The organism is Azospirillaceae bacterium (assembly GCA_028283825.1).
Lineage (GTDB): Bacteria > Pseudomonadota > Alphaproteobacteria > Azospirillales > Azospirillaceae > Nitrospirillum.
In genome coordinates this window covers 128,903-154,086 of the sequence record JAPWJW010000002.1, presented here as the reverse complement: position 1 = coordinate 154,086, position 25,184 = coordinate 128,903, and the positions used below count along the sequence as shown (strand labels likewise).

17 protein-coding genes are annotated in these 25,184 nt (G+C 64.0%); 9 read left to right on the top strand and 8 right to left on the bottom strand.

What is annotated here, in order from left to right; genetic code table 11:
• Positions 1–32 precede the first annotated feature (32 nt).
• Complete coding sequence (locus PW843_09490; protein MDE1146839.1) at positions 33–764, bottom strand: SDR family NAD(P)-dependent oxidoreductase; 732 nt, start codon at positions 762–764, stop codon at positions 33–35.
• 171 nt (positions 765–935) lie between these two features.
• Here PW843_09490 and PW843_09485 point away from each other — a divergent pair, with 171 nt between their 5' ends.
• The gene (locus tag PW843_09485; protein MDE1146838.1) at positions 936–1,868 is read left to right on the top strand and encodes an AraC family transcriptional regulator; all 933 of its coding nucleotides are present in this window, start codon (positions 936–938) and stop codon (positions 1,866–1,868) included.
• A 25-nt stretch (positions 1,869–1,893) separates the two neighbouring features.
• On the top strand, positions 1,894–2,772 hold the full coding sequence (locus PW843_09480) for a DMT family transporter (protein MDE1146837.1): 879 nt from the start codon (positions 1,894–1,896) through the stop codon (positions 2,770–2,772).
• On the opposite strand, the gene PW843_09475 is transcribed toward PW843_09480, so the two are convergent.
• The gene (locus PW843_09475; GenBank protein ID MDE1146836.1) at positions 2,769–3,536 is read right to left on the bottom strand and encodes an alpha/beta hydrolase; all 768 of its coding nucleotides are present in this window, start codon (positions 3,534–3,536) and stop codon (positions 2,769–2,771) included. The genes PW843_09480 and PW843_09475 overlap by 4 nt on opposite strands.
• A gap of 811 nt (positions 3,537–4,347) precedes the next feature.
• On the opposite strand from PW843_09475, the gene PW843_09470 reads away from it, so the two are divergent.
• From PW843_09470 to PW843_09440, 7 genes are all read left to right on the top strand, one after another.
• Positions 4,348–5,880 carry an aldehyde dehydrogenase family protein gene (locus PW843_09470; GenBank protein MDE1146835.1) on the top strand — a complete coding sequence of 511 codons (1,533 nt, stop codon included), beginning with the start codon at positions 4,348–4,350 and terminating at the stop codon, positions 5,878–5,880.
• A gap of 38 nt (positions 5,881–5,918) precedes the next feature.
• The gene (mmsB, locus tag PW843_09465) at positions 5,919–6,812 is read left to right on the top strand and encodes a 3-hydroxyisobutyrate dehydrogenase (protein ID MDE1146834.1); all 894 of its coding nucleotides are present in this window, start codon (positions 5,919–5,921) and stop codon (positions 6,810–6,812) included.
• Between the two features lie 150 nt (positions 6,813–6,962).
• Complete coding sequence (locus PW843_09460; protein MDE1146833.1) at positions 6,963–7,889, top strand: hypothetical protein; 927 nt, start codon at positions 6,963–6,965, stop codon at positions 7,887–7,889.
• A 6-nt stretch (positions 7,890–7,895) separates the two neighbouring features.
• The gene (locus PW843_09455) at positions 7,896–11,405 is read left to right on the top strand and encodes a glycosyltransferase (protein MDE1146832.1); all 3,510 of its coding nucleotides are present in this window, start codon (positions 7,896–7,898) and stop codon (positions 11,403–11,405) included.
• 584 nt (positions 11,406–11,989) lie between these two features.
• Positions 11,990–13,039, top strand: a complete 1,050-nt coding sequence (gene gmd / locus PW843_09450) for a GDP-mannose 4,6-dehydratase (protein MDE1146831.1) — start codon at positions 11,990–11,992, stop codon at positions 13,037–13,039.
• A 79-nt stretch (positions 13,040–13,118) separates the two neighbouring features.
• Positions 13,119–14,699, top strand: a complete 1,581-nt coding sequence (locus PW843_09445; GenBank protein ID MDE1146830.1) for a GDP-mannose 4,6-dehydratase — start codon at positions 13,119–13,121, stop codon at positions 14,697–14,699.
• Positions 14,700–14,702: 3 nt separating this feature from the next.
• Positions 14,703–15,227, top strand: coding sequence for a hypothetical protein (locus tag PW843_09440; GenBank protein MDE1146829.1), 525 nt, complete (start codon positions 14,703–14,705; stop codon positions 15,225–15,227).
• Positions 15,228–15,239: 12 nt separating this feature from the next.
• On the opposite strand, the gene PW843_09435 is transcribed toward PW843_09440, so the two are convergent.
• The 6 genes from PW843_09435 to PW843_09410 all read right to left on the bottom strand — a co-directional run bounded on the left by PW843_09435 (position 15,240) and on the right by PW843_09410 (position 25,042).
• Positions 15,240–16,130, bottom strand: a complete 891-nt coding sequence (locus PW843_09435) for a radical SAM/SPASM domain-containing protein (protein MDE1146828.1) — start codon at positions 16,128–16,130, stop codon at positions 15,240–15,242.
• A gap of 149 nt (positions 16,131–16,279) precedes the next feature.
• Complete coding sequence (locus tag PW843_09430; GenBank protein ID MDE1146827.1) at positions 16,280–18,547, bottom strand: glycosyltransferase; 2,268 nt, start codon at positions 18,545–18,547, stop codon at positions 16,280–16,282.
• A gap of 113 nt (positions 18,548–18,660) precedes the next feature.
• Positions 18,661–20,388 carry a glycosyltransferase gene (locus PW843_09425; protein ID MDE1146826.1) on the bottom strand — a complete coding sequence of 576 codons (1,728 nt, stop codon included), beginning with the start codon at positions 20,386–20,388 and terminating at the stop codon, positions 18,661–18,663.
• Positions 20,389–20,403: 15 nt separating this feature from the next.
• Positions 20,404–21,561, bottom strand: coding sequence for an acyltransferase (locus PW843_09420; protein ID MDE1146825.1), 1,158 nt, complete (start codon positions 21,559–21,561; stop codon positions 20,404–20,406).
• Entirely contained in the window at positions 21,558–23,888 is a 2,331-nt protein-coding gene (locus PW843_09415) for a glycosyltransferase (GenBank protein MDE1146824.1), read from the bottom strand. The genes PW843_09420 and PW843_09415 overlap by 4 nt, the downstream gene beginning before the upstream one ends.
• Before the next feature lie 302 nt (positions 23,889–24,190).
• A complete protein-coding gene (locus PW843_09410) occupies positions 24,191–25,042 on the bottom strand; it encodes a hypothetical protein (GenBank protein ID MDE1146823.1) in 852 nt (283 codons plus the stop codon).
• Positions 25,043–25,184 lie beyond the last annotated feature (142 nt).

Below are 25,184 nucleotides of genomic sequence, written 5' to 3'. Positions count from 1 at the left end.
CTAAAACGACATGAGCAAAGGGCTCATGCCGTTCACCAGGGCAACGGGCCATCCTCATTGAAGAAGCCGCCGGTGGGCCCAATCGCCGGCAGGGTTGCCAGGTCGATGATCACCGTTGCCGCCTGTTGCACCGTGCGCGGCCCGCTGTGGCCGTTCAGGTCGGTGGCGGTGTGGCCGGGGCAGGCGGCATTGACCTTGATGCCGGTGTCGGCCAGATCCTTGGCGAAGGCCAGGGTGACGGCGTTCAGGGCGGTCTTCGAGGTGCAGTAGGCCAGTGAATTGACGGCGTAATAGGGCCCGTTCGGGTCCGACTGCCCGGTCAGGGAGCCCAAGCCGCTGCTGACCATCACCACCCGGGCGGCGGTCGCCGCGCGCAGCAGGGGCAGGAAGGCCTGGGTGACGCGGGCGGGGCCGAAGACGTTGACCTCGTACACCGCCTTCATCGCGTCGATGCTTGCGTCGCTGGGCCGCGTGCGGGCCTCCGCCAGGATGCCGGTGTTGTTCACCAGGATGTCCAGGTGGGACATCTCCTGCGCCAGCGCCGCTGCCGCCTGGGCCACGCTGGCCCCGTCCGCCACGTCCAGGGCGATGAAACGGACGTCCAGCCCGGCCCCGCGCAAGGCCCCGGCCGCCGCCTCGCCCCGGCCGGTGTCGCGGCAGCCCAGCCACACGGCGTGGCCCTGTTCCGCCAGGCGCCTGGCCACCTCATACCCGATGCCCTTGTTGGCGCCGGTCACCAGCGCCGTCTTCTTTTCGGTCGTCATCTCGATCACTCTCCGGGTTGCGATGTCGCATCAGAGATGACGGTTGGGTCGCCATCGGCGTTAGCCGGATGCTGCCGCCTTCTTGCCTAATCCTCTCAAACTGCCAAACTGGGGCCGGCATCGGCTTGGCCGGGCGGGGGCGCCTGCCCACCTGTGCCGCATACTTTGGGGATGACGCTTGTGGATGAACTCAGCGACCTGATCGAACGGCATGCCGGCGGCCAAGGCCTGTGGCGCACCGCCGTGCCGCGCCTGTCGGTGGCCTGCGCCACCAGCGGCATGCCGCGATCCTGCATGACGGTCACGCCGCAACTGTGCGTCATCGCCCGGGGCAACAAGCGGGTGTCGCTGGGCGACCGGGTGTTCGACTATGGTGCTGGCGACCTGCTGATGGCCACCGTCAGCCTGCCTGCCAGTGGTGAGGTGCTGGGCGCCAGCCCAGCCCAGCCCTACCTGGCCGCCAGCCTGCATTTCGACCCGGCCGTGATGGCCGGCGTGCTGCTGGACATGCCGCCGCCCTCCTCGGCCCGCACGCCCGCCACCGGCCTGACCATTCGTCCCCTGCCGGCGGAGGTGCACGACGCCTTCCTGCGCCTGGTCCGGCTGCTGGACCGTCCGGCCGACATCCCGGTGCTGGCGCCGTTGGTGGAGCGCGAGATCCTGTATCGCCTGCTGTCGGGGCCGGAGGGCGCGCAGTTGCGCCAGATCGCCCTGCCCGACGGCCGCATGGCCCAGGTCAACCGCGCCATCGCCTGGATCCGCACCAACTTCGCCCAGCCGTTCAGCATCGCCGCGCTGGCCCAGGCGGCGGGCATGAGCCCATCGTCCCTGCACCGCCATTTCAAGGCGGTGACGACCCTCAGTCCCCTGCAATACCAGAAGCAGATCCGGTTGCATGAGGCCCGGCGCCTGCTGCTGGGCCAGCCCATCGATGTGACCGCCGCCGCCTTCGCCGTGGGCTATGAAAGTGCCACGCAGTTCAATCGCGAATACGGCCGCCAGTTCGGCGTGCCGCCCGGCCGCGATGCCCAGCGCCTGCGGTCGGCCCCGGGGCCGGTGCGGGGAAGCGCCCTTGACGAAACGCCGGTCGCCGGCATCTTGTAAGGCCCTATACCGCCTGGAAATTCCCATGCCGCGCGCCGCCGCCCTGCGCCTTTTCGCCCCCTGGATCTTCGTCCTGCTGTGGTCCACGGGTTTCCTGGTCGCCCGCGCGGTGATGCCGTATGCCGACGTGCAGCTGTTCCTGGTGGCGCGGTTTGGCCTGACGGCGCTGGTCTTCGTCCTCGCGGCGTTGGCGGCCGGGGTGGCCTGGCCGCGGGGGCGGGTCCTGGGTTTGCACCTGCTGACCGGCGCGCTGATGCTGGGCGCTTACATGGGGCTGTCCTACTGGGCCATTGCGCGTGGCTTGGCCGCCGGCATCATGGCCCTGCTGGGCGCCCTGCAACCGCTGTTCACCGCCCTGATCGGCGGGGTGCTGTTCCACCAGCGCCTGAGCGGCCGCGCCTGGGCGGGCCTCGCCATTGGTTTCGCTGGCGTCGCCTGCGTGCTGGCGCCGCGCATCGGCCTGTCCGGCGCCGGTGGCCTGACGCCCTTCGGCATCATCCTGGGATTGCTGGGCGTGCTCAGCGTCACCGTCGGCACCCTGTTGCAGAAGTCGCCGACCACGGCGGGCAACGACCTGCGCGCCGCCGGCGTGGTGCAGAACCTGGGCGGGGCGGCGGTGACCGGCCTGCTGTTCCTCACCATCGGCACGCCGCATTGGGACCCCCACCCCGTGCTGTGGGGCGCCTTGATCTGGGCGGCACTGGGCCTGTCGGTGGCCGGCATCTCCCTGCTGGTGTGGATGGTGCGCCACGGTGGCGCCACCCAGGCCACCGCCCTGATGCTGCTGGTCCCGCCGCTGGCGGCGCTGGAGGCCTTCTTCCTGTTCGGGGAAACGCTGACGCCCGTGCAGCTGGCGGGCTTCGCCCTGGCGCTGGCGGGTGTGGGTCTGACGCGGCGGGGTTAGGGCTTCAAGCCTTGCAGCCAATTGATCACCGCCGCCTCCAGTGCCACGCGGTGGTCGGACCAGCCATGGTCGGTGGCGGCGTGGGCTGTCGTCACCTTGGTGCCGCCGTGGGCGCGGATGCTGGCCACCAGGGCGTCGGTATGGCTGGCCAGGCCGTCGTCGGAGGTCAGGGCCAGCAGGGGTGTGGCCGTCAGGTCGGGCGCCAGGGCCGGGGTAGCGAAGGCGTCGGCGTTCTTGGCCACCTCCTGCGCCATGCTGTCGGGGGTCACCCCTTCCAGGGTTTCGCGGTTATCGGCCATCACGGCCACCAGCTTGTCGGCCGGCATCTTGCCCAGGACGCCCATGTCGCCCATGGAAATCAGGATCAGGCCGGCCAGTGCATGATCTTTCGCCGCCGTTTGGGCCGCCACCCAGGCGCCCATGCTGTGGCCGGCGATGACCAGGCGCTTGGTGTCCACGCCCAGTTCCTGCGCGTGATTGGGGTCGCGCAAATAGGCCAGGGCGGCGGCCGCGTCGTCCGGGTTGCGGGCGAAGCGGAAGCTGCCGGGGCTGCCCCACGATCCGCGATAGTTGAGGGTGACGGCGTTCCAGCCGGCACGCCGCACCGCCTGGGCCAGATCCAGGTTCTTCTCGTTGCCGGGCAGGCCGTGCAGCAGCAGCAGGGTGGGGTGGGGGCCGGCGCCGGACGCCAGGTAAGCGACGCCGTTGATGGCCACCGCGTGTCCGCCGGGCCCCTTGCCGGTGGGGATGTGCAGCACCGCCATGCGGGCCGGATGCTGGGCGTCGGGGGCCGGGTCGGCGCCGCATGGCGGCCGGGATGGTCTGGGTCGCCAGGTCGATGCTGGCGGGCGGCCCCTTGCCCCAGGCGCTGGCGGTCGCAATCATCAGGCCCGCCGTCAGGGCGGCGGTGAACAGGCGTGCGCGCATGGTCCCCCACTGGAACTATCAAGATCCCCAGCCCCATCCTGCCGGAAGCAGGGCCGGTCGCAAACGGTCAAGTTGTGGGATTGCTCAGCGCACGCCCCGGGGCGCGGGCAAAAAAAAGCCGGGACGACGCGCGTCCCGGCTTGGGGAGATAAGACCCTGGGAACGGGAGGGTTCTCACAGGGCCATCAGGTAACCCCTGCCGGACCATGAGCGGGCCATTGCAGGACTTGCCAGATGCGATGTGCCGGTGGTTGACCGACGAAACTCAACGATGTGATGTCTTGGAAACCGGAAGTGCCGGCCGTTGGGCCGACCCGCGCCCTCTCAAGGGCGGCGCTTACAACTTCGGGTCTATATCCATCCCCATCTTATGCGACCCATCCCGCCGGACCGGTCGCTTGAGAAATATATTATTTATTGGTCCGATGATCGTCAAGTGTCTTTTGTTAGCGGTAACAAATTTTAATGGCGTTACCTAAATCGCTTCCATCCCACCCTCATGCGCGCATTTTTGCACAATGGTTGGGCAGTCTTGGCGTCTATGCCGTTCGGGTGGCCGCCGGGATACTGGCAAGTGCCCGACGGTGCCGCCATTTCATGAATGCGGTACCGTGGCGCGCAGAATAAACATCAGGGAAGGAACGTCCGATGGCCCCCACCATCCCCCCCACTGGCCCCAACGCCGCCGGCGATGACTTGGCGCCGCAGCTGGATCCGCACGCCCTGGCGGATGCGCTGTCGGGCCGGCACCTGATCGGTGGCCAGTTGGTGCCGGCGGTCTCGGGCAAGACCTTCGACGTGATCAATCCCGCGCACGGCACCGTCATGGGCCGCGCCGCCTTTGGCGAGGCGGCGGATGTGGACGCCGCGGTCGCCGCCGCCGTCGCGGCCGGCCCGGCGTGGAAGGACACGCCGGCGCGCGAACGCGGCCGCCTGGTGGCGGAATGCGGCCGCCGCCTGACCGCGCATGCCGAGGAACTGGCCCGCCTGGTGGCGCTGGAAACCGGCAAGGCCCTGCGCACCGAAAGCCGGGTCGAGGCGGGGGTGCTGGCCGACGCCTTCACCTTCTTCGGCGGCTTGGGCGGCGAGTTGAAGGGCGAGACGGTGCCCTTCAATCCCAGGATGCTGACCCTCACGGTGCGCGAACCCCTGGGCCTGGTGGGCGCCATCATCCCGTGGAACGTGCCCATGATGCTGATGGCGCTGAAGATCGCGCCCGCCTTGGTGGCCGGCAACACCGTGGTGGTGAAGTCGGCGGAGGAGGCGCCGTTCGCCGTGCTGCGCGCCTGCCAGATCATGGCCCAGGTGCTGCCTACCGGCGTGCTGAACATCCTGTCCGGTTTCGGCCCCGACTGCGGCGCGCCCCTGGTGGCGCACCCGAAGGTCGCCAAGGTCACCTTCACCGGTTCGGTGGAGACCGGCCGCATCGTCTCAAAGGCCGCGGCGGAAAAGCTGATTCCCGTGACCCTGGAACTGGGTGGCAAAAGCCCGATGATCGTCATGGGTGACGCCGACCTGGACAAGGCCATCGCCGGGGCCGTGTCCGGCATGCGTTTCACCCGCCAGGGGCAAAGCTGCACTGCCGCCAGCCGCATCTTCGTGCACGACAGCCTGCACGACGCCTTCGTCACCGCGCTGAAGGCCAAGGTGGATGCCATGGTGATGGGCGATCCGCTGGATGAGAAGACGGACATCGGCACCATCGTCTCCCCCCAGCAGTACGACAAGGTGCGGGGCTACATCGCCGATGGCGAGGCGTCGCCGGGTGCGGTGGCCCACGCCTGCTCCGCCCTGCCCACCGACCCGGCCTTGGCCCAGGGCCTGTACGTGCGCCCGGTGATCTTCACCGGCATGGCCAACGACAGCCGTCTGGCGCGGGAGGAGATTTTCGGCCCCGTCACCTGCGTCATCCGCTTCACCGACTATGACGACGTCATCAACCAGGCCAACGACAGCGAATACGGCCTGGCCGCCACCATCTGGACCCGCGACCTGAAGACGGCGCTGGACGCCACCCACCGCCTGCAGGCCGGTTTCGTCCAGGTGAACCAGAACCTGGTGGTGCAGCCCAACCTGTCCTACGGCGGCGTCAAATCCTCAGGATTGGGCAAGGAGGCCACCTTGGAATCCATGCTGGAACACTTCACCCATAAGAAGACCATCATCCTGAACATGGGATGACCGCCGGCCTTTCAAAAAAACCACGGGAGAAAACGACCATGACCCGCATCGCGTTCATCGGCCTGGGCAATATGGGCCTGCCCATGGCCCGCAACCTGCTGAAGGCCGGTCACGCCGTCACTGGTTTCGACCTGGCGCCGCAATCGCTGGCGGCGTTGGCCGAGGCCGGCGGCGTCATCGCCGGATCGGTGGGGGATGCCGCCCAGGGGGCGGAGGTGGTGGTGACCATGCTGCCCGCCGGCCGCCATGTGCGCGGTGTTTATGAGGATGCCGGCAACGTGTTCGACAGCGCCGCGCCCGGCGCCCTGCTGATCGATAGCTCCACCATCGATGTCGACAGCGCCCGCGCCGTGGCGGCCGCGGCGGCGGCGCGCGGCTTCGCCATGGTGGACGCGCCGGTCTCGGGTGGCACCGGCGGGGCGGCCGCCGGCACGCTGACCTTCATGGTCGGCGGGGATGAGGGGGCGGTGGAGCGCGCCCGGCCCCTGCTGGCGCTGATGGGCCGGACGGTGGTGCACACCGGCGGCCCCGGCACGGGCCAGGCGGCCAAGATCTGCAACAATATGATCCTGGGCGTTTCCATGATCGCCGTCGGTGAGGCATTCGCCCTGGCCGACAAGCTGGGCCTGGACCGACAGAAGCTGTTCGATGTCAGTTCCACCGCGTCCGGCCAGTGCTGGTCGCTGACGACGTATTGCCCGGTGCCGGGGCCGGTGCCGACCTCCCCCGCCAACCGCGACTATGCCCCGGGATTCACCGTCGACATGATGCTGAAGGATCTCAAGCTGGCGCAGGCGGCGGCGGCAAGCAGCGGCGCCGCCACGCCCCTGGGCGCCAACGCCGCGGCGCTGTACGCCCTGTTCGCCGGCGCCGGCAACGGCCAGCTGGATTTCTCGGCGATTTTCACGATGCTGGCGGGGGAGGGGCGTTGACGGGACTGAAGGCAACAGTGTCCGGAAATATCCTCCGTGTGATGCTGGGCGATGCCTACCCCTTCTGGCCCCCCGGCTATGGCCGGGAACACCCCTGTCGGGCGCGTGGCGAATGGTATATGCCTGGGTGGAGGAGGAGCCGCTTCGCAGATGATCAACGATATCCTGAAGTCCTACGGGGCTGAATTCATCCAGGCGATTTACGAGAAGGTCCTCGGGCGGCAGCCCAGGGCGCAGGAGATGGACAAGGGCCTGGGGCTATTGCGGGATGGCCAGGGAAAGCGTCAGGTCCTGCTGGAGATCCTGCAGGCGGAAAAAGATCAATCGCCGTCAGGGGCGAAAGAATTCGATCCCACATTGGAAGACATGCTGTCGCAAGCGAAGCGGGAGCGGGGTGCTTGGGGCTGGCTCCGGCGCGGCCGGCGACTAGAGCGCGAAATCCATCAGCTCGAATGGATGCAATATGAGTCCACCGTAGAACTGAATACGGACGTTTCTCATATACATCAAACCATGACGGGTTTGGCTGGGAACATATTAAGTATAAACCATAAGGTTGGCGGTACGGCACAGGAAGTATATGAGAAAATCTATCCCAGCGTCATGGTATTGCAGCAATCAATTGAAGAGATATCACTGAGCGTACTGACGCTGTCCGCCAAAATTGATGCCATGAATCAAAAAATTGACAGAGAGATAACGGGCATTAAGAAATTTTCAGAAGATCTAAATGGAAAAATTATAGGGACGATGGCCGCCCTTGAGGGCAAAGTCTTGGATAAAATGCAAAGTCTTGAGGGTAGAATTCTGGACCTTGAGGGCGATGTCGCAAATGGAACGGAAAAAATAGAGAATAGTATTGATGGTTTTCAGGAAAACATTGAGAAAAAAACGGAGATGATCGCCCTGCGCTTGCGGGAAAACCTGGATACGCTTGAACATAGATTGGAAAATAAAGTTAAGCGTTTGGAGGCGCCGGTGGCGCCGGACATCGTTGTCGATATGACCCGTTTGCCAGAGGGTGCCCAACGGCTGGTGAAGCGTCGCCGCAGGCTAACCATTCGCGGACGGGAGTGAGCCAGGGTGCGGGTCGTTATTGATTTGCAGGTCTGCCAAGGGCGGGGCCTCCAGTGCGATGCCAGCCTTTCCGTATTGGCTTTTGCCTCGGCATTGGTTCGCCAGCAGGCGGCGCATGAGGTCATCATCGCCCTGAACGGTAGCGCGGTGGAAACCGTCGATGCGATCCGGGCCCGATTCCCGGCCTTGCCGCCACAGTGCGTCAAGGTTTGGAGCGCGCCGACCCCCGGCCATCCGGCGGCACCGTTGCTGCGTGAAGCCTATATGGCGGCGCTGGAACCGGATTGGGTGTTGCAGCCGCTGTTGCTGGATGCGGATGATGCCATCATCGGCCGCAATCAATTTTACGGCCTGCCGACGGTGCACCTGCTGCTGGGCCCGGCCTCATCCCCGGGCTGGCATGACCGCCTGGATGATGCGCGATGCGCCGACCTCATTCTGACGCCGTCGCCACAGGCGGGTGCACAGGCGGTCGACCGCTTGGGTTTCGAGCCCGAGCGGGTGATCACCCTGCCGGAATGGGCCGGTTTTGACGATGGTCAGGCCATGGACGAGGCCGCGTGGGACCGCGTGGCCCGATACGCCTGGTCGGGCTTGGCGCAATTCCACCAAGGCCGTCCCCCGCTGTCGATGCCGCAGGATCGGGGCGGGCGCCCCCGCTTGGCTTATGTCGTGCCCCAGCCCGTCCATCAGGACGGCGTTCCAGGCCCGGTCGCCGACCTGGTTCCGGAACTGGCCCGCTGGTATGAGGTCGACGTCGTCGTCAAGGCGCCGGAAATGGTGGGTGACCGCCTGGACCGCGCACACTGCGGCCTGGTCTCGATCGATCAGTTCTGGCGGTCGGCGCCTTCTTATGACCGGGTCGTCTACAACTTCGCGAACGTCGACGCCTGCGACCCGTTATTCGATCTGCTGCGGGACATTCCGGGCGTCGTCGTCCTGCGTGACTTTTCCCTTGCCGGGGCCCAGGAATATAGTGAGCGCCAGGGCCGGCGTCCCCATTGCCGCACCCGGGCGCTGATGCGGGCGCATGGTTACAAGGCCGTGGCTGAACGCGACCAAGCCGTCCCGTCCTATCCCGCGAACCTTCCCGTGCTGCAGGACGCATTGGGCATCATCGCGTCCGACCACCATACCCTTGGCCTGGCGGATGATTGGTACGGTGAGGGCACAAGCCGGGATTGGGCGGTGGTGGCACCCCCTCACGCGCCGGAAAAACCGCCCCGCCGGAATTCGGCGCGCGACGCGCTTGGGATGGATCCCGATGCGCTGATCGTCTGTGCCTTTGATGTGCCGGGCGGCACGACGCTCAGTCCCCTGCTGCTGGACGCCTGGTTGGAATCGCCGATCTCAAAGGCCGATAACGCCTATCTCGTGTTCGCGGGGCCATTGGCACCGGAAAGGTCGGCGCACCTCCGGCGGCGGCTGCGGCGGGATCCCCGTGGGCCGCGTGTTCTGGTCTGCGGCCACATCACGTCGGATGACTATAGAACGTGGTTGGCGGCTGCGGATGTCGCCGTGCAATTGCAGGAAACCGCGTCCGGCGACGGCATTGACGCGATCCTGGACTGCCTGGGCTTCGGTCTGGCAACGGTGGTGAACGCCATCGGCGGCGTGGCGGAACTGGACGATGGGGCCGTCCGCATGCTGCCGGCGGATGTCGGGCCGGCCCAACTGGCCGAGGTACTGACCGCCCTGTCCGTCGACGCGGCGGGCCGCGTAGCCTTGGGATCGGCCGCGATGCGGTTTGTCCGGGATCGGTACCATCCGCGGCACTGCGCCAAGCAATATGCGCACGTTGTGGAGCAAATCTATGCGCGGCTGCATCGTGGTGGCCATGGAGTGCCGGGGAAACTGTCGGGCCTGCGCCTGACGGGGGACGAGTTGGCGGACGCGGCGCGCGCGTTCAACCGGAATCATCCCCCCACGCCCCGCCCCCGGCAATTGCTGGTCGATGTCTCGGAACTGGTGCGCCATGACGCCGGCGCCGGTATCCAGCGGGTCGCCCGGGCGGTCTTGAGCGAATGGTTGCGTGACCCGCCGGCCGGTTACGTGGTGGAGCCTGTCTATGCCACAGCCGACAAGCCGGGCTTTCGTTATGCGCGCCGGTACACCGCCGCTTCTCTCGATATTTCCGGCGCGTGGATGGAGGATGACGCCGTCGAAGCATGGGATGGCGACGTGTTCGTGGCGGTGGACCTGCAACCGGTCGTCATTCCGGCCCAGGCGCCGACCTTGCACGACTGGCGAAACCGCGGCGTCAGGGTCGCTTTCGTCGTCCATGACGTGTTGCCGCTGCTGCTGCCGCATCGTTTTCCGCCGGAAACCTATGGCGCGTTCCTGAATTGGCTGACGACCGTCGCGCAGTTCGACGCCCTGATCGGTGTTTCGAAGACGGTGGCGGCGGATATTCTGAATTGGCTTGAAACCGTCAATCCCGAACGCAGCCGTCCGGTCGCCGTGGGCTGGTACCATAACGGGGCGGATATCGCCCGGTCGTGGCCGTCGCAAGGCCTGCCCGCGCAAGCCCAGGCGGTCCTGGAACAACTGCGGGCCCATCCGTCGTTTCTGATGGTCGGCACCCTTGAGCCCCGCAAGGGGCATGCCCAGACATTGGCGGCTTTCGAGCAACTGTGGCGGAAGGGGCTCGAGGCCAATCTGGTGATCGTGGGCAAGCAGGGATGGATGAATGAAGATGTGGTGAACAGGCTGCGTCACCATCCCTTGGCTAATTCCCGGTTGTTCTTTCTGGAAAAGATCAGCGACGAATATTTGGAACAAGTCTATGAGGCGTCGGCCTGCCTGATCGCTGCCAGTGAGGGCGAGGGTTTCGGCTTGCCCCTGATCGAAGCGGCCCACCATCGGTTGCCCATCCTGGCGCGGGACCTTGCGGTCTTCCGGGAAGTGGCCGGCGGCCACGCCAGTTATTTCCCCGATGATCCCGACCCGGCGACCATCGCGGCGGCGGTGCGCCGTTGGCTGGAGGCATATGGCCAAGGCCGGCATGTTCGCGCTGACGACCTCAGTCACCAAACCTGGCAGGAAAGCGCGCGTCAGTTGTGGGACGCCATCCGGGATCGCAGCCGGTCCGTCGACTGGTCGATGCGGTCCCGGGATGACCACGTGTTTTGGGGAAGCGACCGGCGGTTGAACACCAGCTGCGGTTCACGTCACGGGCGCGACATTGTGACGACGAATACGCGGGGTTTCCTTTTTTTCGGTCCCTATCTGCCGTTGCGGCCAGGAACCTATCGATTGACGGTCAGGGGACATGCCGGGCACATGACCGGCGAGGAGTTCCTGGACATCAGCGGCAAGGCGGGTAGCCGCACCTTGGTTCGATATGACGTCGGCGACCTGCTGCCGCTTGCCGATCCCATGGAAATCGGCGGCCTTGTCACAGTCGATGAGCCCATCGCCGATTTCGAGATCCGCTTTTTCGTCGTGGAAGAGACCGTGTGCACGGTATCGGAGATCCGGATGGAGTGGCTGGCGGACAGTCCGTCCGGGTCCTGAGTCTCTTGGCCAAGGCGGAATGATCAAAAGGGTGCGCAAACATCATTGCGGCGGCACGAGACAGAGCCTTGTGCCGCCGTATGCCCCTGTCCCCTTCAGGAGAGAGGCCGCCTGAGCTTTGGGAACTGGAGCGGGAATGTCCTTTGGGCCGTCACTGCCTTCCCGAATGATCGGCGGCTTGCTTGTGCATAAAATTCGAATTAGGGGAAAAGTCACGTCGAGGATATGATGGCAGAGATTTGACCATTTTGTTTGGCGCGAAGTCATGGCCCATTAATTATAGATCGTAATTTTGGGGTGTTTATTTGCGGTTATTGACCGCATGCTCGCGAATTTGGATGAAATCCAACGAAAGTCATAATGAAATATTTCGCAAATTCTTTTGCATGATTGTTTTTGGCATTTCTTCCCTGGGTAAATCTCCCCTTCACTCCTTGGTCGGCGGTTTGGTATAGTCCTGGAATAGATGGCGGTAACGACATTCTCAAGCGGATTTATCTTGACAGTGTTGTTTTCTTGTTTTCTGAACGCCTTGACGCGTTCGTGGTAATTTCCAGGAGGGGTAGTTGGGAAAAGTTGCTTTAATCACCGGGGTTACGGGGCAAGACGGGGCGTATCTGGCCGAAATCCTGCTGGCTAAAGGATATGAAGTCCACGGCACGATGCGGCGCGCATCGACGTTCAACCTTGATCGCATAGACCATCTCTTCAAGGAAGAGGTGACTGCGGCCTCGACGTTCCGGCTTCACCACAGCGACCTGACCGACGCCACGAACCTGATTCGTCTTGTCCATGAAATCCAGCCGGATGAGATTTACAATCTGGCGGCCCAAAGCCACGTGCAGGTCAGTTTCGAGACGCCGGAATACACCGCCAACGCTGACGGCACGGGTACCCTGCGTTTGCTGGAGGCCATCCGGATCCTGAAGCTGGAAGAGAAGACGCGCTTCTACCAGGCCTCCACCTCCGAACTATACGGCAAGGTGCGGGAAACCCCGCAAAGCGAACTGACGCCCTTCTATCCGCGCAGTCCGTATGCCGTCGCCAAGCTGTACGGCTATTGGATCACGGTGAACTACCGTGAGGCCTACGGCATCCATGCCTCGAACGGCATCCTGTTCAACCACGAAAGCCCCATCCGCGGCGAAACCTTCGTTACCCGCAAGATTTCCCGTGCGGTGGCCGCCATCAATCACGGCCGGCTGAACAAGCTTTCCCTGGGTAACCTGGACGCCCGGCGCGATTGGGGCCACGCCCGCGACTACGTCTACGGTATGTGGCAGATGCTGCAGCAGCCCGAGGGCGACGACTATGTCCTGGCCACCGGCGAGACCCATTCCGTCCGTGAATTCGTGACCCTGGCGTTCGGTCACATCGGCCGCACCATCGAATGGGTGGGCAGCGGCGCCGATGAAAAGGGCCTGGACGCGCGGGACGGTTCGTTGCTGGTGGACATTGATCCGCGATACTTCCGCCCCACGGAAGTCGACCTGCTGCTGGGCAATCCCGCCAAGGCGAAGGAAAAGCTGGGCTGGCAGGCCACTACGCCGTTCGAAGAACTGGTGCGTGAGATGGTGACCTCCGACGTGGAACTGTTGAAGGTGGAACCGATCCGCCACAGCTACCGCGACTGATGCCCGGATAATCGTAAATCGGCAGCCCCGCGTCACACCGGGGCTGCCGGCGGCATTTCTTCCCGTACGAGTTGCTAGAATGAGCCAGAAGACCGCTTTGATACTTGGGGTGAGTGGGCAGGACGGTGCTTATCTTGCCAAACATCTGTTATCGAAAGGGTATGAGGTTCACGGCTCGTCCCGGCGGGATAAATACCAGCGGATCGCCAATCTGGAACGATTGGGCATCCATGATGATGTGACCGTCCATTCCATTCAGACTGACGATTTCTACAGCCTGTACCGTACCTTGCGGGAGCTGCGTCCTGATGAGATTTACAATCTCTCAGGCCAGACGTCGGTGGGTTTGTCTTTTGAAGTCCCCATAGAAACCTTCGGCAGCATTGCCAATGGCACCGTGAACATCCTGGAATGCTTGCGCATGCTGGACACGCCCGCCAAGTTGTTCAACGCGGGCTCCAGCGAATGCTTTGGCAACACGCCCGTGCCGGCCACCGAGGAGACGCCGTTCCAGCCCCGCAGCCCCTACGCCTCGGCCAAGGCGGCGGCGTTCTGGATGACGGCGAATTACCGTGAGGCCTATCATCTGCCCGTCTGCACCGGCATCCTTTTCAACCATGAATCACCGTTGCGGCCGTCGCAGTTCGTGACCCGGAAGATCATTGCCGCCGCCGCCCGGATTTCCCGCGGTTCAGCTGAACGCCTGAAGCTGGGCCGGTTGTCGATCTATCGCGACTGGGGCTGGGCGCCGGAGTACGTCGATGCCATGTGGCGCATGCTGCAGCGCGACACCCTGGAGGATTTCGTCATCGCCACGGGTGAGTCCCGGTCGCTCGAGGACTTCGTGGCCCTGGTCTTCGAGACCGTTGGCCTGAACTGGCATGACCATGTCGATGTCGATTCCCACTTTTTCCGCCCGTCGGAAATCGATCACAGCGTCGGCAATCCGCTCAAGGCCCAGCGCCTTCTGGGCTGGAAGGCGGAGATGGGCATCTCGTCCACCATCGCCGAATTGATGGCCCACGAACTCAGTGACGGGCGACTGATACCAAGTAGCGATGATCCTGACCTACGGCCAGGCTCATCGCCCTCAGACGCCGGCGCCGTCATCGGGCGGCCGCCGCCGATACCAAACGGCGATGAGTTCCACTCAACGCAATTTGGTATGAGGCCGGGCGTTCTTTCCGGGAAGGCGTTGCCGCTGGTTCCAGGCGGCCCCGGCCTATTCGTCGTCGATCAGGTCGGCCAGCCGCTCACGGCGCCCGCCCGAGGGGTGCAGGCAAAGCAGGTTGATGAACCCGCGGCTTTCCACCGGGATGCGCCGCTCAAGCCAGGACGCCACGTCGTCCTGCCTCAGCCGCGTCAGGCGCGGTTCCGTCTCCAGCAGCTTGTACGTGGCATACCCCAGCGCATCCAGCTGCCGCCAGAGGGCGCCGGCGTCATCGCCGGTGCCGTGCAGGCCGTACGGCCAGAATTCCAGGATCATGTCGGGCCGCCAGCCCTGGCCCAGCAACTTGCCAGCGCCCCGCAGGACGCGGGCCTCCGATCCCTGGGTGTCGGACTTCAGCAGCGTCGGCAAACGCTTGCGCCCGAGAAGCAGCTCATCCAGCGTCCGGATGTCGATGGATATGGAATCGCGGTTTTCGTGATGGGCGAATAGGTTGTGGTCGCCGCGATTGATGGGCGACAGGAACAGGGTGCCTTTCTGCCGCCCGTCGCCGATGGCGATGTTGAAGGTGCGAACCTCGGCCGCCGATGGAATCAGGCCCACGTTCTTGCGAAGGATGGCGTAATTCGTCGGATCCGGTTCAAACGCGTACACGCAGCCGCGGCTGCCGGTCACGCGGGCGCCGACGCCGGTGTACCAACCGATGTTGGCGCCTATGTCCAGGATGAACTCATCTTCCCGGCAAAGCCGGCAGTAAACCTCGGTTTCGAAGGCTTCCCAGATGCCGTCCTTCTCCAGCTCGGTGGAGATGTACTTGTCGCCGCCGGTGTGGATGTGGAAGCGGAAGGGGGCGAGGCGGGGGGTTTTTACCTCCACGACCTTGGTCTCGACGGGCTTGGCGGTCAGCGACCTGACGAATTCCCGGAACCTGTCGATGAACAATATCGCCTCCATGGCCAAGTCACGCACCGCCATCCCGCTGAACCGACGCGGTTGCTTCAGCATATGTGGGCAGTATAACGGCTTTATTATCTACTGGCGCAGGGATTCGCAATTGCGACAGAGGGGATTTTCGACGCGGTTGGACAGGAATTCCAGGCGCAAGGCGCGCAGGGCCGGACCATTCCAAATATCGGCCAGCGATTCCGACAGGACGTTCCCAAGGACATAACGCTTGTCGAAGTCGAAACAGCAAGGGACGACGTCGCCATCCCAGGTGATCGTGACGCTCTGCGACGGGAACTTGCAGCTGACGGGCGCCGTATCCGGTGACGCCTCACGACGCCTAAGGGCGGAGACTTCCGGGGAGTTGCCGTCAAAGGTCGTGAACGGCTTGTCCAAAAACTGGTCGATGCCCTCCCTGTTTTCCCAATAGGCGCGCATCTTTTCGATGCTTTCGATATTGGCGTCGAAATGAATCATCGAGAGGATGACGCGGGTGGCGGGGCTCAGCGCCCTTTTCTGCTCCAGAAAGGCCAGCAGCCGTTCCACGGATTTCTGGTAGGCGTTCTCGACACCACGAATGCGGGCGAAGCTTTCGTCGTCATGGCCGTCAAGCGACAGGTACAGCTTGGCGGGTTTGGCCATCAGCAGGCGCTCGGCGGTCTTTTCGGTCAGCATCAGGGGATTGACCGACAAACCGGGGGCGACCCCGCGGCCGGCCGCATAAGCCATCAGCCGGTCGAATTCCGGATGCACCAGGCTTTCGCCGAAATGATGCAGCCAGACACCATGGTTGCGCGCGTATTCCGGATTGGCGTCGACCAGCTGGTCGATGATGCGTTGGAAAACGTCGAACGACATGTGCCCCAGGGCGCGTGTCATGTCGTGCGTTCGCGGACACATCACGCATTTGAAGGGGCAATGATTGGTCAGTTCAATGTTGAAGACCGCGAAGGGCGTGTTCAGACGGCCATCGAACAAGACGCTCACTCCATCAGGGAATATGGTTCCAAGGCTATGCCATGGTCGGTGATTGGTGAAGGCGACGAACCGATATCATGGCTGGCGACGGGCTGGTGTCAATGAAACCTGGCCACGCTTGTTCCCGGCGCCGCCCCCCACCCGCCATTTCAATCGGGCGCGCCCCAAGCGGGCGTGGGATAGGGATTGCAGAGACCATACAGTATGTCACCCATCTTCAAGGCGTAATCCTCCCAGTCCGACATGGGGCGCGCGGTCAATTCGGCCCGCAGCCGTGCCAGCAGGGCATCGTCCGTGGCCAGGCGCTCCATGGCGGTCGATATCGCGTCGATGTCGAACACGTCGGTGGTGAGGCAACCGCCGGGCCGCGCCAATTCCGCCATGACGCCCCCTTGCGAACAGATGACCGGCTTGCCCAGCCAGAGGCTTTCCATGATGGGCAGCCCGAATCCTTCGAAAACCGATGGATAGATGGTGAACCGCGACGCCGCGTATTCCGCGAGCAGTTCCTGGTCGCTCAGGATGCCGCGCCAGGCGATGGCGATGCCTTCGCGGCCTGCCGCCGCGATCTGTTCCGCCAGTTCATCGGCGCCGACATAGCGGTTGCCCACCAGGGTCAGACGCAACGGCAGGTCCGGACGCCGCCGGGCCAGGCGGTTGAACGCCTCCACCAGGCGCTGGTGGTTCTTGCGCGGCTCAATGGTGGAGACGCACAGCAGGCGGATTTCGGGCCCGGCCGATACCGGCGCCTCCCTTATCCGCAGGGTGTTGGAGAATTGCGCCGGCGACCAGACAGACCGTGCATCCGGTGGCAACTCGGTCTGCTGTTCATCCGCATAGTGCCGAAGGTCCGTCAGCGTGTTGTCCGAAACGGCGATGACCTGGTCCATTTTCGGGATGACGGGAAGATAGGTGGCGAAGCCGTCGATCACCTCATGCGTGCAGTACTGCTTGTGATAGTGGGGGATCAGGTCGTGGAGGACGGTGGAGACCAGCAGGCTACGGTCCCGGGCCCAGCGCATCCGGCTTTCCAGGGAACCGTCCAGGCAGACTTCCGGCATGAACAGGATGGGGGCCAGGGGCAGCCGGGGGTCGGCCGCGTACAGCAGGCGATCCGGCTGAATGTGGGCTGTCGACGGATCGTAAAAGATCCCATGGTCGTCATGGGGACCGGCATAACTGGCGAGTTGGCTGCCGTCCGGATTGATCAGGCTGTAGCTGTAGCGATCCCTGTCCCAACGGACGCAGACGATATCCAGGCCGGGATGGCGTTGCAGGCGTTTGGTCAGCTGGCGGGAAACGCGGATGACACCGGAATTGGCGGGGTCCTGGCAACTGTTGGACAGATCAACCAGGACCAGGCGGCGGCCGGTGGGCGTCGGCGCGTCCGCACGTTCGGCCAGGGTGACGACCTCCCGCCACCAGGCATCCAGGGTCTGGCTCCAAGGCAGGCGGCTGGAATAACGCGCCAGGGCCCGAAAGGGCCGCTCCGGCCACCTTTCCGCATCCGTCCCCAACAGCAGTTTGGCCTTGTCGGCCATCTGGTGCGCATTGGCGCACAGGAACCAGGGGTCGGCGACCACCTCCGGATGCGCGCCAGCCACGAAGCCCAGGACCGGCTTGCCGATGTTCTGCATTTCCGCCAGGGGCAGGTTGAAGCCTTCCCACAGGGATGTGGTCAGGCCCAGGTCGCATTCCCGCATCACGGCCAGCAGGCCGGCGTCGCTGGGGTTGCCGATGGCCAGCACGGCCGGCGCCAGATCCGGTGGAACCGTGAAATCCGATGCGCGGCCCAGTACGACCAGCCGGGCGTCAATGCCGGCCGCGCGCACCTCGCGCAGGATGGCAAGGCTGACGGGGGAGTTCTTATAGCCCTCTTCCTCGAACCGTCCCAGGTTGATGATCAGCTTGCCGCCCCCGGCCGTGATCGCGCGCAAGGGGTTCAGCAGGGACTGGTGCGCGGCATCCGGCTCCGCCGCCGACGCGACGAGGTGATCCGTGCCGATCAGCACCGTGCGCACCCCGCGATCATGTCCCCGATCCCGTTCCGTCTGGGAAAGGCGAAGAAAGTCGCTGATGGGCAGCAAACCGCTGATGAAGGGCAGGGTCAGGGCGCGGATGCGGCGCAATTCCTGCTGCGCGTTGGTGGCGTGTTCAGGCAGGCCGCTGTGGGGCACAGCCCCCACGTCCTGGTAACAGCTGGGAATGCCCAACGCCGGGGCCTTGGAGGCCAGGTCGAAAAAAGGCCAGCCGCCAACCATCAGGACATCCGGCCGCTGTTTCAGCCAACTGGCCATCATATGCTGGGTGGTTAGCTTTTCGGTCGCCTGCATGTCCAGCCCGGGGGGGATCTCGACCTTCTCGACCTTGAAACCTAGGGCATCCACCAAGGCGGGATCGTATCGCAGCGCGGCCAAGCTGACTTCCGCCCCCTGGGACCGGAAATGCTGCGCGGCCAAAAGCATCACGCGGTCCAAGCCGAAACGGGACAGCAAACGCTCGTTGCAGATCTGTACGCGAATTGGCTTCTTCATTTCAGATCCGCTGCCTCCAGGCGAAAATCACGCCGATCCCGCAGCATGGTGTAGGCCCTCAGGATGGATTCGGTTCTGGCCGCCGCGATGCCGTCTTCTTTCGGTGCGTTCCGCGTCAGCAGGTGTTGGATGATGCCGGCGAAATCCTCCGGCCGCTGGTAGGCGTGCAAATCCGTTACCCATGCGAAACGAGTTTTTAGATCCGGATGGTTGTGGATCAGCATGGGGATGCCATACCGCGCCGCCCGCTCGATGGCCGGTAGCAGATCCCCGCCCGTCGTCCAATGCCAGTAGGCCAGCGCGCCGGTCCAGGTCCGCGCCTCCGCCCAATCCTGCCAGATGAGGCGGACGGGCGTATCCGGCAGCAGTTCGTTCAGGCGGTTGATCAGCGTTTTGGCACCAATGTCCGCTTCGCCGCCGCCGCAAATGATCACCGGGGCCGACGCTGGCAGCGGTGGCGGGGGATCGGTCAGCAGGGTTTCGATCCGATCAGCGGTGTAATGTTCCGACAAGGATTGGGACCGCGCCAAATTGGCGGCGCTGATAGGCGGGATCAATGCCTTTGTGTTCTCGACGAGGCGGGCCATGACAGCCGCCAGGGCCGCCGGATTGTCGCGTTCGACCAGGAAGCCGGTCTCGCCATCGCTGATCAATTCCGGGTTGCCCCCTAGATTGGTGGCGATGGGCACCGCGCCGGACGCGATGGTCTCCAGCAGGATCACCGGTTCGTTTTCCGGCCAGATGGACGCCAGGACGACCGCGTCCGATTGGCCCAGGGTGCGGATCAGTTCGGCACGCGGCACTTTGCCCAGAAAGCGGACGGTATCGCCGAATTCACCGCTGTCGATGCGGGCCCGCACCACAGCGGCAAGATGTCCCCCGCCGGCCAGGGTCAGGCTCCACCGGCCGCGCAGGTCTTGGCGGCGGTACAACAAGCCGGCGGCTTCCAGCAGTTGGGGGATGCCTTTGTGCTCACCCATATATGCCGCGCACAGGAACCTCACCGGCCCCTCGCCGCTACGGACGCACGACGGAATGGAATCCAGGTCGATGCCGTTGGAGATCGCATGGATACGCTCCGCCCCCACCCCGGCCTCGGCGTAGGATCGGGCCATGAAGTGGCTGGGGGTTATCAGGGTGTCCGTCTGCTCCACGCACCAGGCGATGTAATCGCGCCGCACACGCATCGGCAGGCGTCCGGCCCGGGGAACCTCGATGCCGGGATGGCAGGCCCAGCATTCTTGTGGTGTATCGCAGACGCTGCCGTCTTCGCGCAGGCGCGTGGCCCGGTAGCAATGCCCCCAATTGTCATGCAGGGTCGTCATCACGCGTAGGCCCATTGAACGGGCCAGGGGAATGATGCCCGCGCTCAAGCCAATGAGATTGTGACAGAAAACCACCTTGATATCGTAGGCCGACACCAATGCGCGAAAATAGGCCTCGGCCAGGGGCCAGCGGAAATTGTGGTCCGGATCCAGCGAGGCCATTTCCAGACGGTAGACGGGAATACCGTCATACTCATCCACGGTCAGCGTGCCGCCGGGTACCGCCCCGGAGGAAACCATGCCGGCGAAGGCGAAGACCTCCCAGCCCCGGTTCTTGAGCGCCAGGGCCTGACGATGGGCAACGACCTCGGCGCCCCCCACGGTTACCGGGGGATAAAAATTGCTGACGAAGACGATCCGTTTATCTAAATCAGCATCACGCATGTCGGACGAACCCATGTCAAAATTCCTGGCTTAGGCGGCACAGCTTTCAGCACCTTGGACGTGGCCCGTCAAATGGCCGGCGATGCGGCGGCCAGCATTTATTGTTGGAATCTCCACGTACTTATACATCAACCTGGCAGGTATTATTGTCAGAATCGATGCGCCGATACCGATGGCAATCCCAAGTTCGATGTGCCGATCATTGTGCGGCGGCAGGATCCGATACGCAGTGCGATTTAAGATTTCCAACGCAAGCGGGTTGAGCAAATAAAAACTGAACGATATTCGGCCAAGATATTGAGACAGGGGGTTTGAGAGAAGGCGCGCCATCGGATCCCTCTCCGCATCGGCGTTGGAGATCTTGCAAATCAGCAGGAAGACAAGCAGGCCTTGGCAAATGACCACACTGAAATGCCGGTAGGGGGAGAACATGACCCCCAGCAAGAGCAGGCCAAGAAGGGCGGGTGCCGGAATGCGTTTCATGGTGCCGCCGATCCGGGTGCCGACTTCCGTGCCCGCCAGCGCGCCCAAGGCGAAAAGAAACACATGCTTCGCGCCCAGGGTGGAAAGGAAGGCGACCACGCCAATGGGGCGGGGGGCGTTCGGATCAAGCATGGGGGGCAGCAGCATCAGCAGCGCGGCCAGGAGAAGCACACCGGCATTACCCAGGCCACGGCGCATGAAATCCGCGCCCAGCAGGATGGGAATGGCCAGCAATTCCATGGACAGGGTCCAGGAGGCACCGAACATGGGGGCCGACATCAAGGATGCGTTGATCAGCACCTGCTTGAAGGTGAAATACACGACCCAGAGGTCGGGCATCAGATAAGCCGCGCCGACAAACACGCCGATATAGGCCACCAACGCGACCCAAAACGGGGGATAGAGGCGGCATAGGCGTTTCGCAGTGAAAGCCAGGATTGTGGAACCGGGCCTTTCCCCCGCACGCTGCAGGGAACCGAACAGCACCCTGCCGCTCAGCACGAAAAACACGATGACGGCGGCATTGCCGTTGAAGATCATCAGGGAAAGCTTGGATATGGCTGCGAAGACGCTGTCCGTGTCCTGTATCCGGACCGCCAGATACGTCTGGGTGGCGGGGGCCATAAACAATATGCCATGGTGCAACGAAACAATCACGGCGGCCCATCCCCGCAGGCCGTCCAGCGCCGGAAGTCGTTGCGTCATCGCAATGTCTCTCTTTTGCTGACGGCGTGCGTGTAGACGTCGATCAGTTGATCGGCGACCCGGCCATAGTTGAAGCGGTCCTGCACAAAGGCGGCACGCTGCCGCCGCCGTTCCGGCGTGTCGCCACCCAGCGCAAGGCGAAGGGCGTCATATATGGACTCGACGCTCCAAGGGTCGCAGTAATGGGCGTAATCGCCAAAATACTCGCGTTCCGAGGACTGGCTGCTGAGCACCAGCGGCACGCCGAACGCGCCCGCATCCAGGGCGGAAAGGGGCGCCCCTTCCGCCCAGCTGGGCAGTGCCAGCACGGCGGCGTTTTCCATCATCGCGCGAAGCAGGCCGTCATCCTTGATATGGCCGGTTATGTGCGTCCACGGCGTCGCGAAGCGCCGCAGCAGTTTGCCATAGGGGCTGTTGTCGTCACCACCCACGAGCACCAGCGGCTGGTTGAGGTCGCGACAGGCTTGCAGCAGCAACAGTTGATTCTTGCGAGGTTCCAGATTGCCGATGCACAGGATATAGCCGCCTTCCCGGATGATCGCCGGAACATGGCCGGCCGCAGGCACATTCAGCAGCTGGTGGCTGGGGGCGTTGCAGACGATGGAATGCACAGGCAGGTCAAGGCGGTAATCCCGCAGCAGGTTCAACTCGAACCCGCTGGTCAGGACCAGATGGTCCGTGAGGGCCAGCATGCGCTGCACCAGGTCGGCATAACCGGGAACCACCCGGGCAAGGGTTCGGCGGCGATCCACCACGGCGTCACGATGCCGTTCCCCCAGCGCGGCCAGCGCCTGCTCCACCTCACCGAAGGTGCGGGCGGCGTCAAAGGCGTCCGGTACCGCCGTCTGAACCTCATCGACGGCCAAGTCGATGAAAATTGAGGAAAAGACCGTCGGCAGGTGCCGGCGCCGTGCGCTCTGCAGGAGTTGCAGCGCGCTGTTCGGCTCCCAGACGTTGAATATGTGCGCCACGTCGGCGACCGCGGGGCTGGGCAGATCCCCACGATGCAGGATGGCGGCATGGCCTGCCCGAACCAGGGCGGCGGCCGTCTCCGCCGCGCGGCGCGACGGGCCGCCAATGCGGCCCTGGCCTTCCGGCTTGTGCAGCACAAGCGCCGCCCGCAAGGGATCAGCCGGTTTCGTGCGGCCGGTCCTGGCGCCCTTCAGCAGATATTGGAATTGGCTGTCGTGCTGGTGGGCCCACGCGTCCCAGCTGTACCGCTGCGCCATCTGCCGACGGTTGACCCGTTCTTCCACCAGCCGGGCTAGGATGCGCCGCACGGCCTTGGCGTCGCCGGTGGGATAACTCAGGTGCGGCAGCTCGCTGACGAACCCGACCTCCGGGGCGATCAGCGGCGTGCCGCAGGACAGCGCCTCCAGTGCCGTCATGGGGCCGCCTTCATAAGACGACGGCACCAGCAGATAATCGATGGCATGGAAGAAGCGGTGGCGGTCATGGTCCGCATACATGACGCAAGGCCCCGGCCATCCCTCGCCGGAGAAGTGCCATTCCACACCGGGCAGATCCATCAGCTGGGCCACCAGGGCTTCGCCTTTGCGGCCGCTGCCGTAGGTGCGCCCGGCCACGCCGATGCGCAGGGGGGCCAGCGGGAATTCATCGGGGTCGACGCCGGGGGTGATGCGCGCGCCGCGCCGGGCGTGTGTCTGCACCAACGAACGATAGAAGTCCGACATGTAGATGGCCAGGTCGACCTCTCCGCAGGTGCGGATGAACCGTTCCCGCATCACCGGGTCCTGCTCCACATGGGTGAACAGCGCCACATTGACGCCGGGTGCGGTCTCCTGTCGGGCGGAATAGGGCAGGAAATATTGAATGGGCGCCGATCCGGGGGCCGTGCCGATGGTGACATAGGGCAGGCGTTGTTCGATTTCGGACGCCAGCCGTTCCAGGATCCAGCCCCGGTCGGCAAGGATGATGTTGACCAGGGGGCGGGTGTTGTCCTGGTCAAGGTCGCTGACGGCCACCCGTAACGGTCCGCGCGACCGGCATTCCTCGCCCTGGGCGATGCTCAGGATGACGCCGGCCCGGGTCATCGCGCCGCTCGCCACCTGGTCCTGGAAATAGGCGCAGCCGGTTTCGTCGATGTCGCGGCTCAGCAGGAAAGTATAAAGGTCCGGCAGGAAATGCGCGTCGGGATGCAGCAGATCCCGCCAGTGATAGAAGACGCGGGTGGTCGCGGCCCCTTCCGGGCTGTCCGCGAGAATGGCGATGGCCGACAGGCGGCTGACCTCTCCCTCTTCCAACTGGCGCAGCAGGTCCGCGCTGGCGTTTTCTTCGGCTGGCCGCAGAAAGATCTGTTCATACAAGTGGTTCAGATATCGCTGGTTATTCAGCGCCTTGCCAAATGCTAGCAACTCCGACGCGCTCAGATATCTAAGCATTTTGGCCATAGGTTTTGTTGTCGATGGACCCGTGCCCCTGAGGCCGTTGGCCCCCGGGGAAGGAAAACTCTGACTAACAGCAAGAAAATTTGACCACCAGTGGAAAGGCCGCCCATCGCACGAAATTAGGGAATGCCCGCAGTTGCGCCGCCGTTTTCGCAGGGGTCCCGGCGCGCCATTCCTGTGCGTGGGGGAAACCGGGTTCCGGGGCCAGTGGCGCCATGGCGTTAGTCCACCGGCTCCGCCTTGCTCGCGATGCCGTGTGCCGTTTGGGCACGGACGAATTGCCAAAGGTCGGTCATGTCATTCGACAATGAGTGCCGCACGTTCATCAGTTGATCCTCCAGCGCGTCGGTCTGATCGACCACGGACCGGATGCGGGCGGACAGGGTGGTGTTGAGTTCTTGGGCGCCGGCGCTCAATTCACTGGTCAGGTTCTCGGCGTGGGTGCTCAAGCGCCCCTCAAGCATGGAGACGCGCTCCTCCAGCGTCGCCATCTCCACCGTGGAGGCGAAGGTGCCGGCCTCCACCACTTCGGCGGTCAAATTCCGCTCGGCGGGCAGGGATGCCGACACAGCGTCCAGGCGAGACGACAGGGCGCCGATGTCGGTGCCCGTACGCTTCACTGCCGCGATGGCGCCGACGAAGCTGGGCACATAGACACGCCATTGCGCCTGCAGGTCATTGGCCGTCGTGGAAACGCGGTGCAACTGCGCCTCAATGTGGTGCAGTCGTGTTTCGATCTGATGCAGTCGTGTCTCGCTGGATGCATTCCGGTCGGCGACATGCGCCTCCAAGATGGCGAGGCGCGCCTCCACGTGATTGCGCACGGACACTTCCAGGTTGGCCACGTGCCCCACCAGAGCGTCGACCTGGTTCAGGCGTTCAAGCAATGAGATGTCGACCCTGTCCAGCCGTTCACGGAACGATCCCTCAATCTGGTCCAAGCGCCCGTACAATGGCGCCTCGACGTCGTCCAGGCGCTCAAGCAATGACACTTCCGCCCTGTCCAGGCGCTCGTGCAACGACACCTCGACCCTGTCCAGGCGCCCGTGCAGCGGTATAAGGCGCACGTCCATCCGGTATGCGACCCGCCGCCAGATCGGCATGAATGCCAGCTTTGCGATTTTCTTAATAAAACGTCGAATCATTACAAACCTTGACGCTAAAGTGGCGGCGAAACCAAATCATAATTGTAATTATGATTGGCGTGGGCCACAT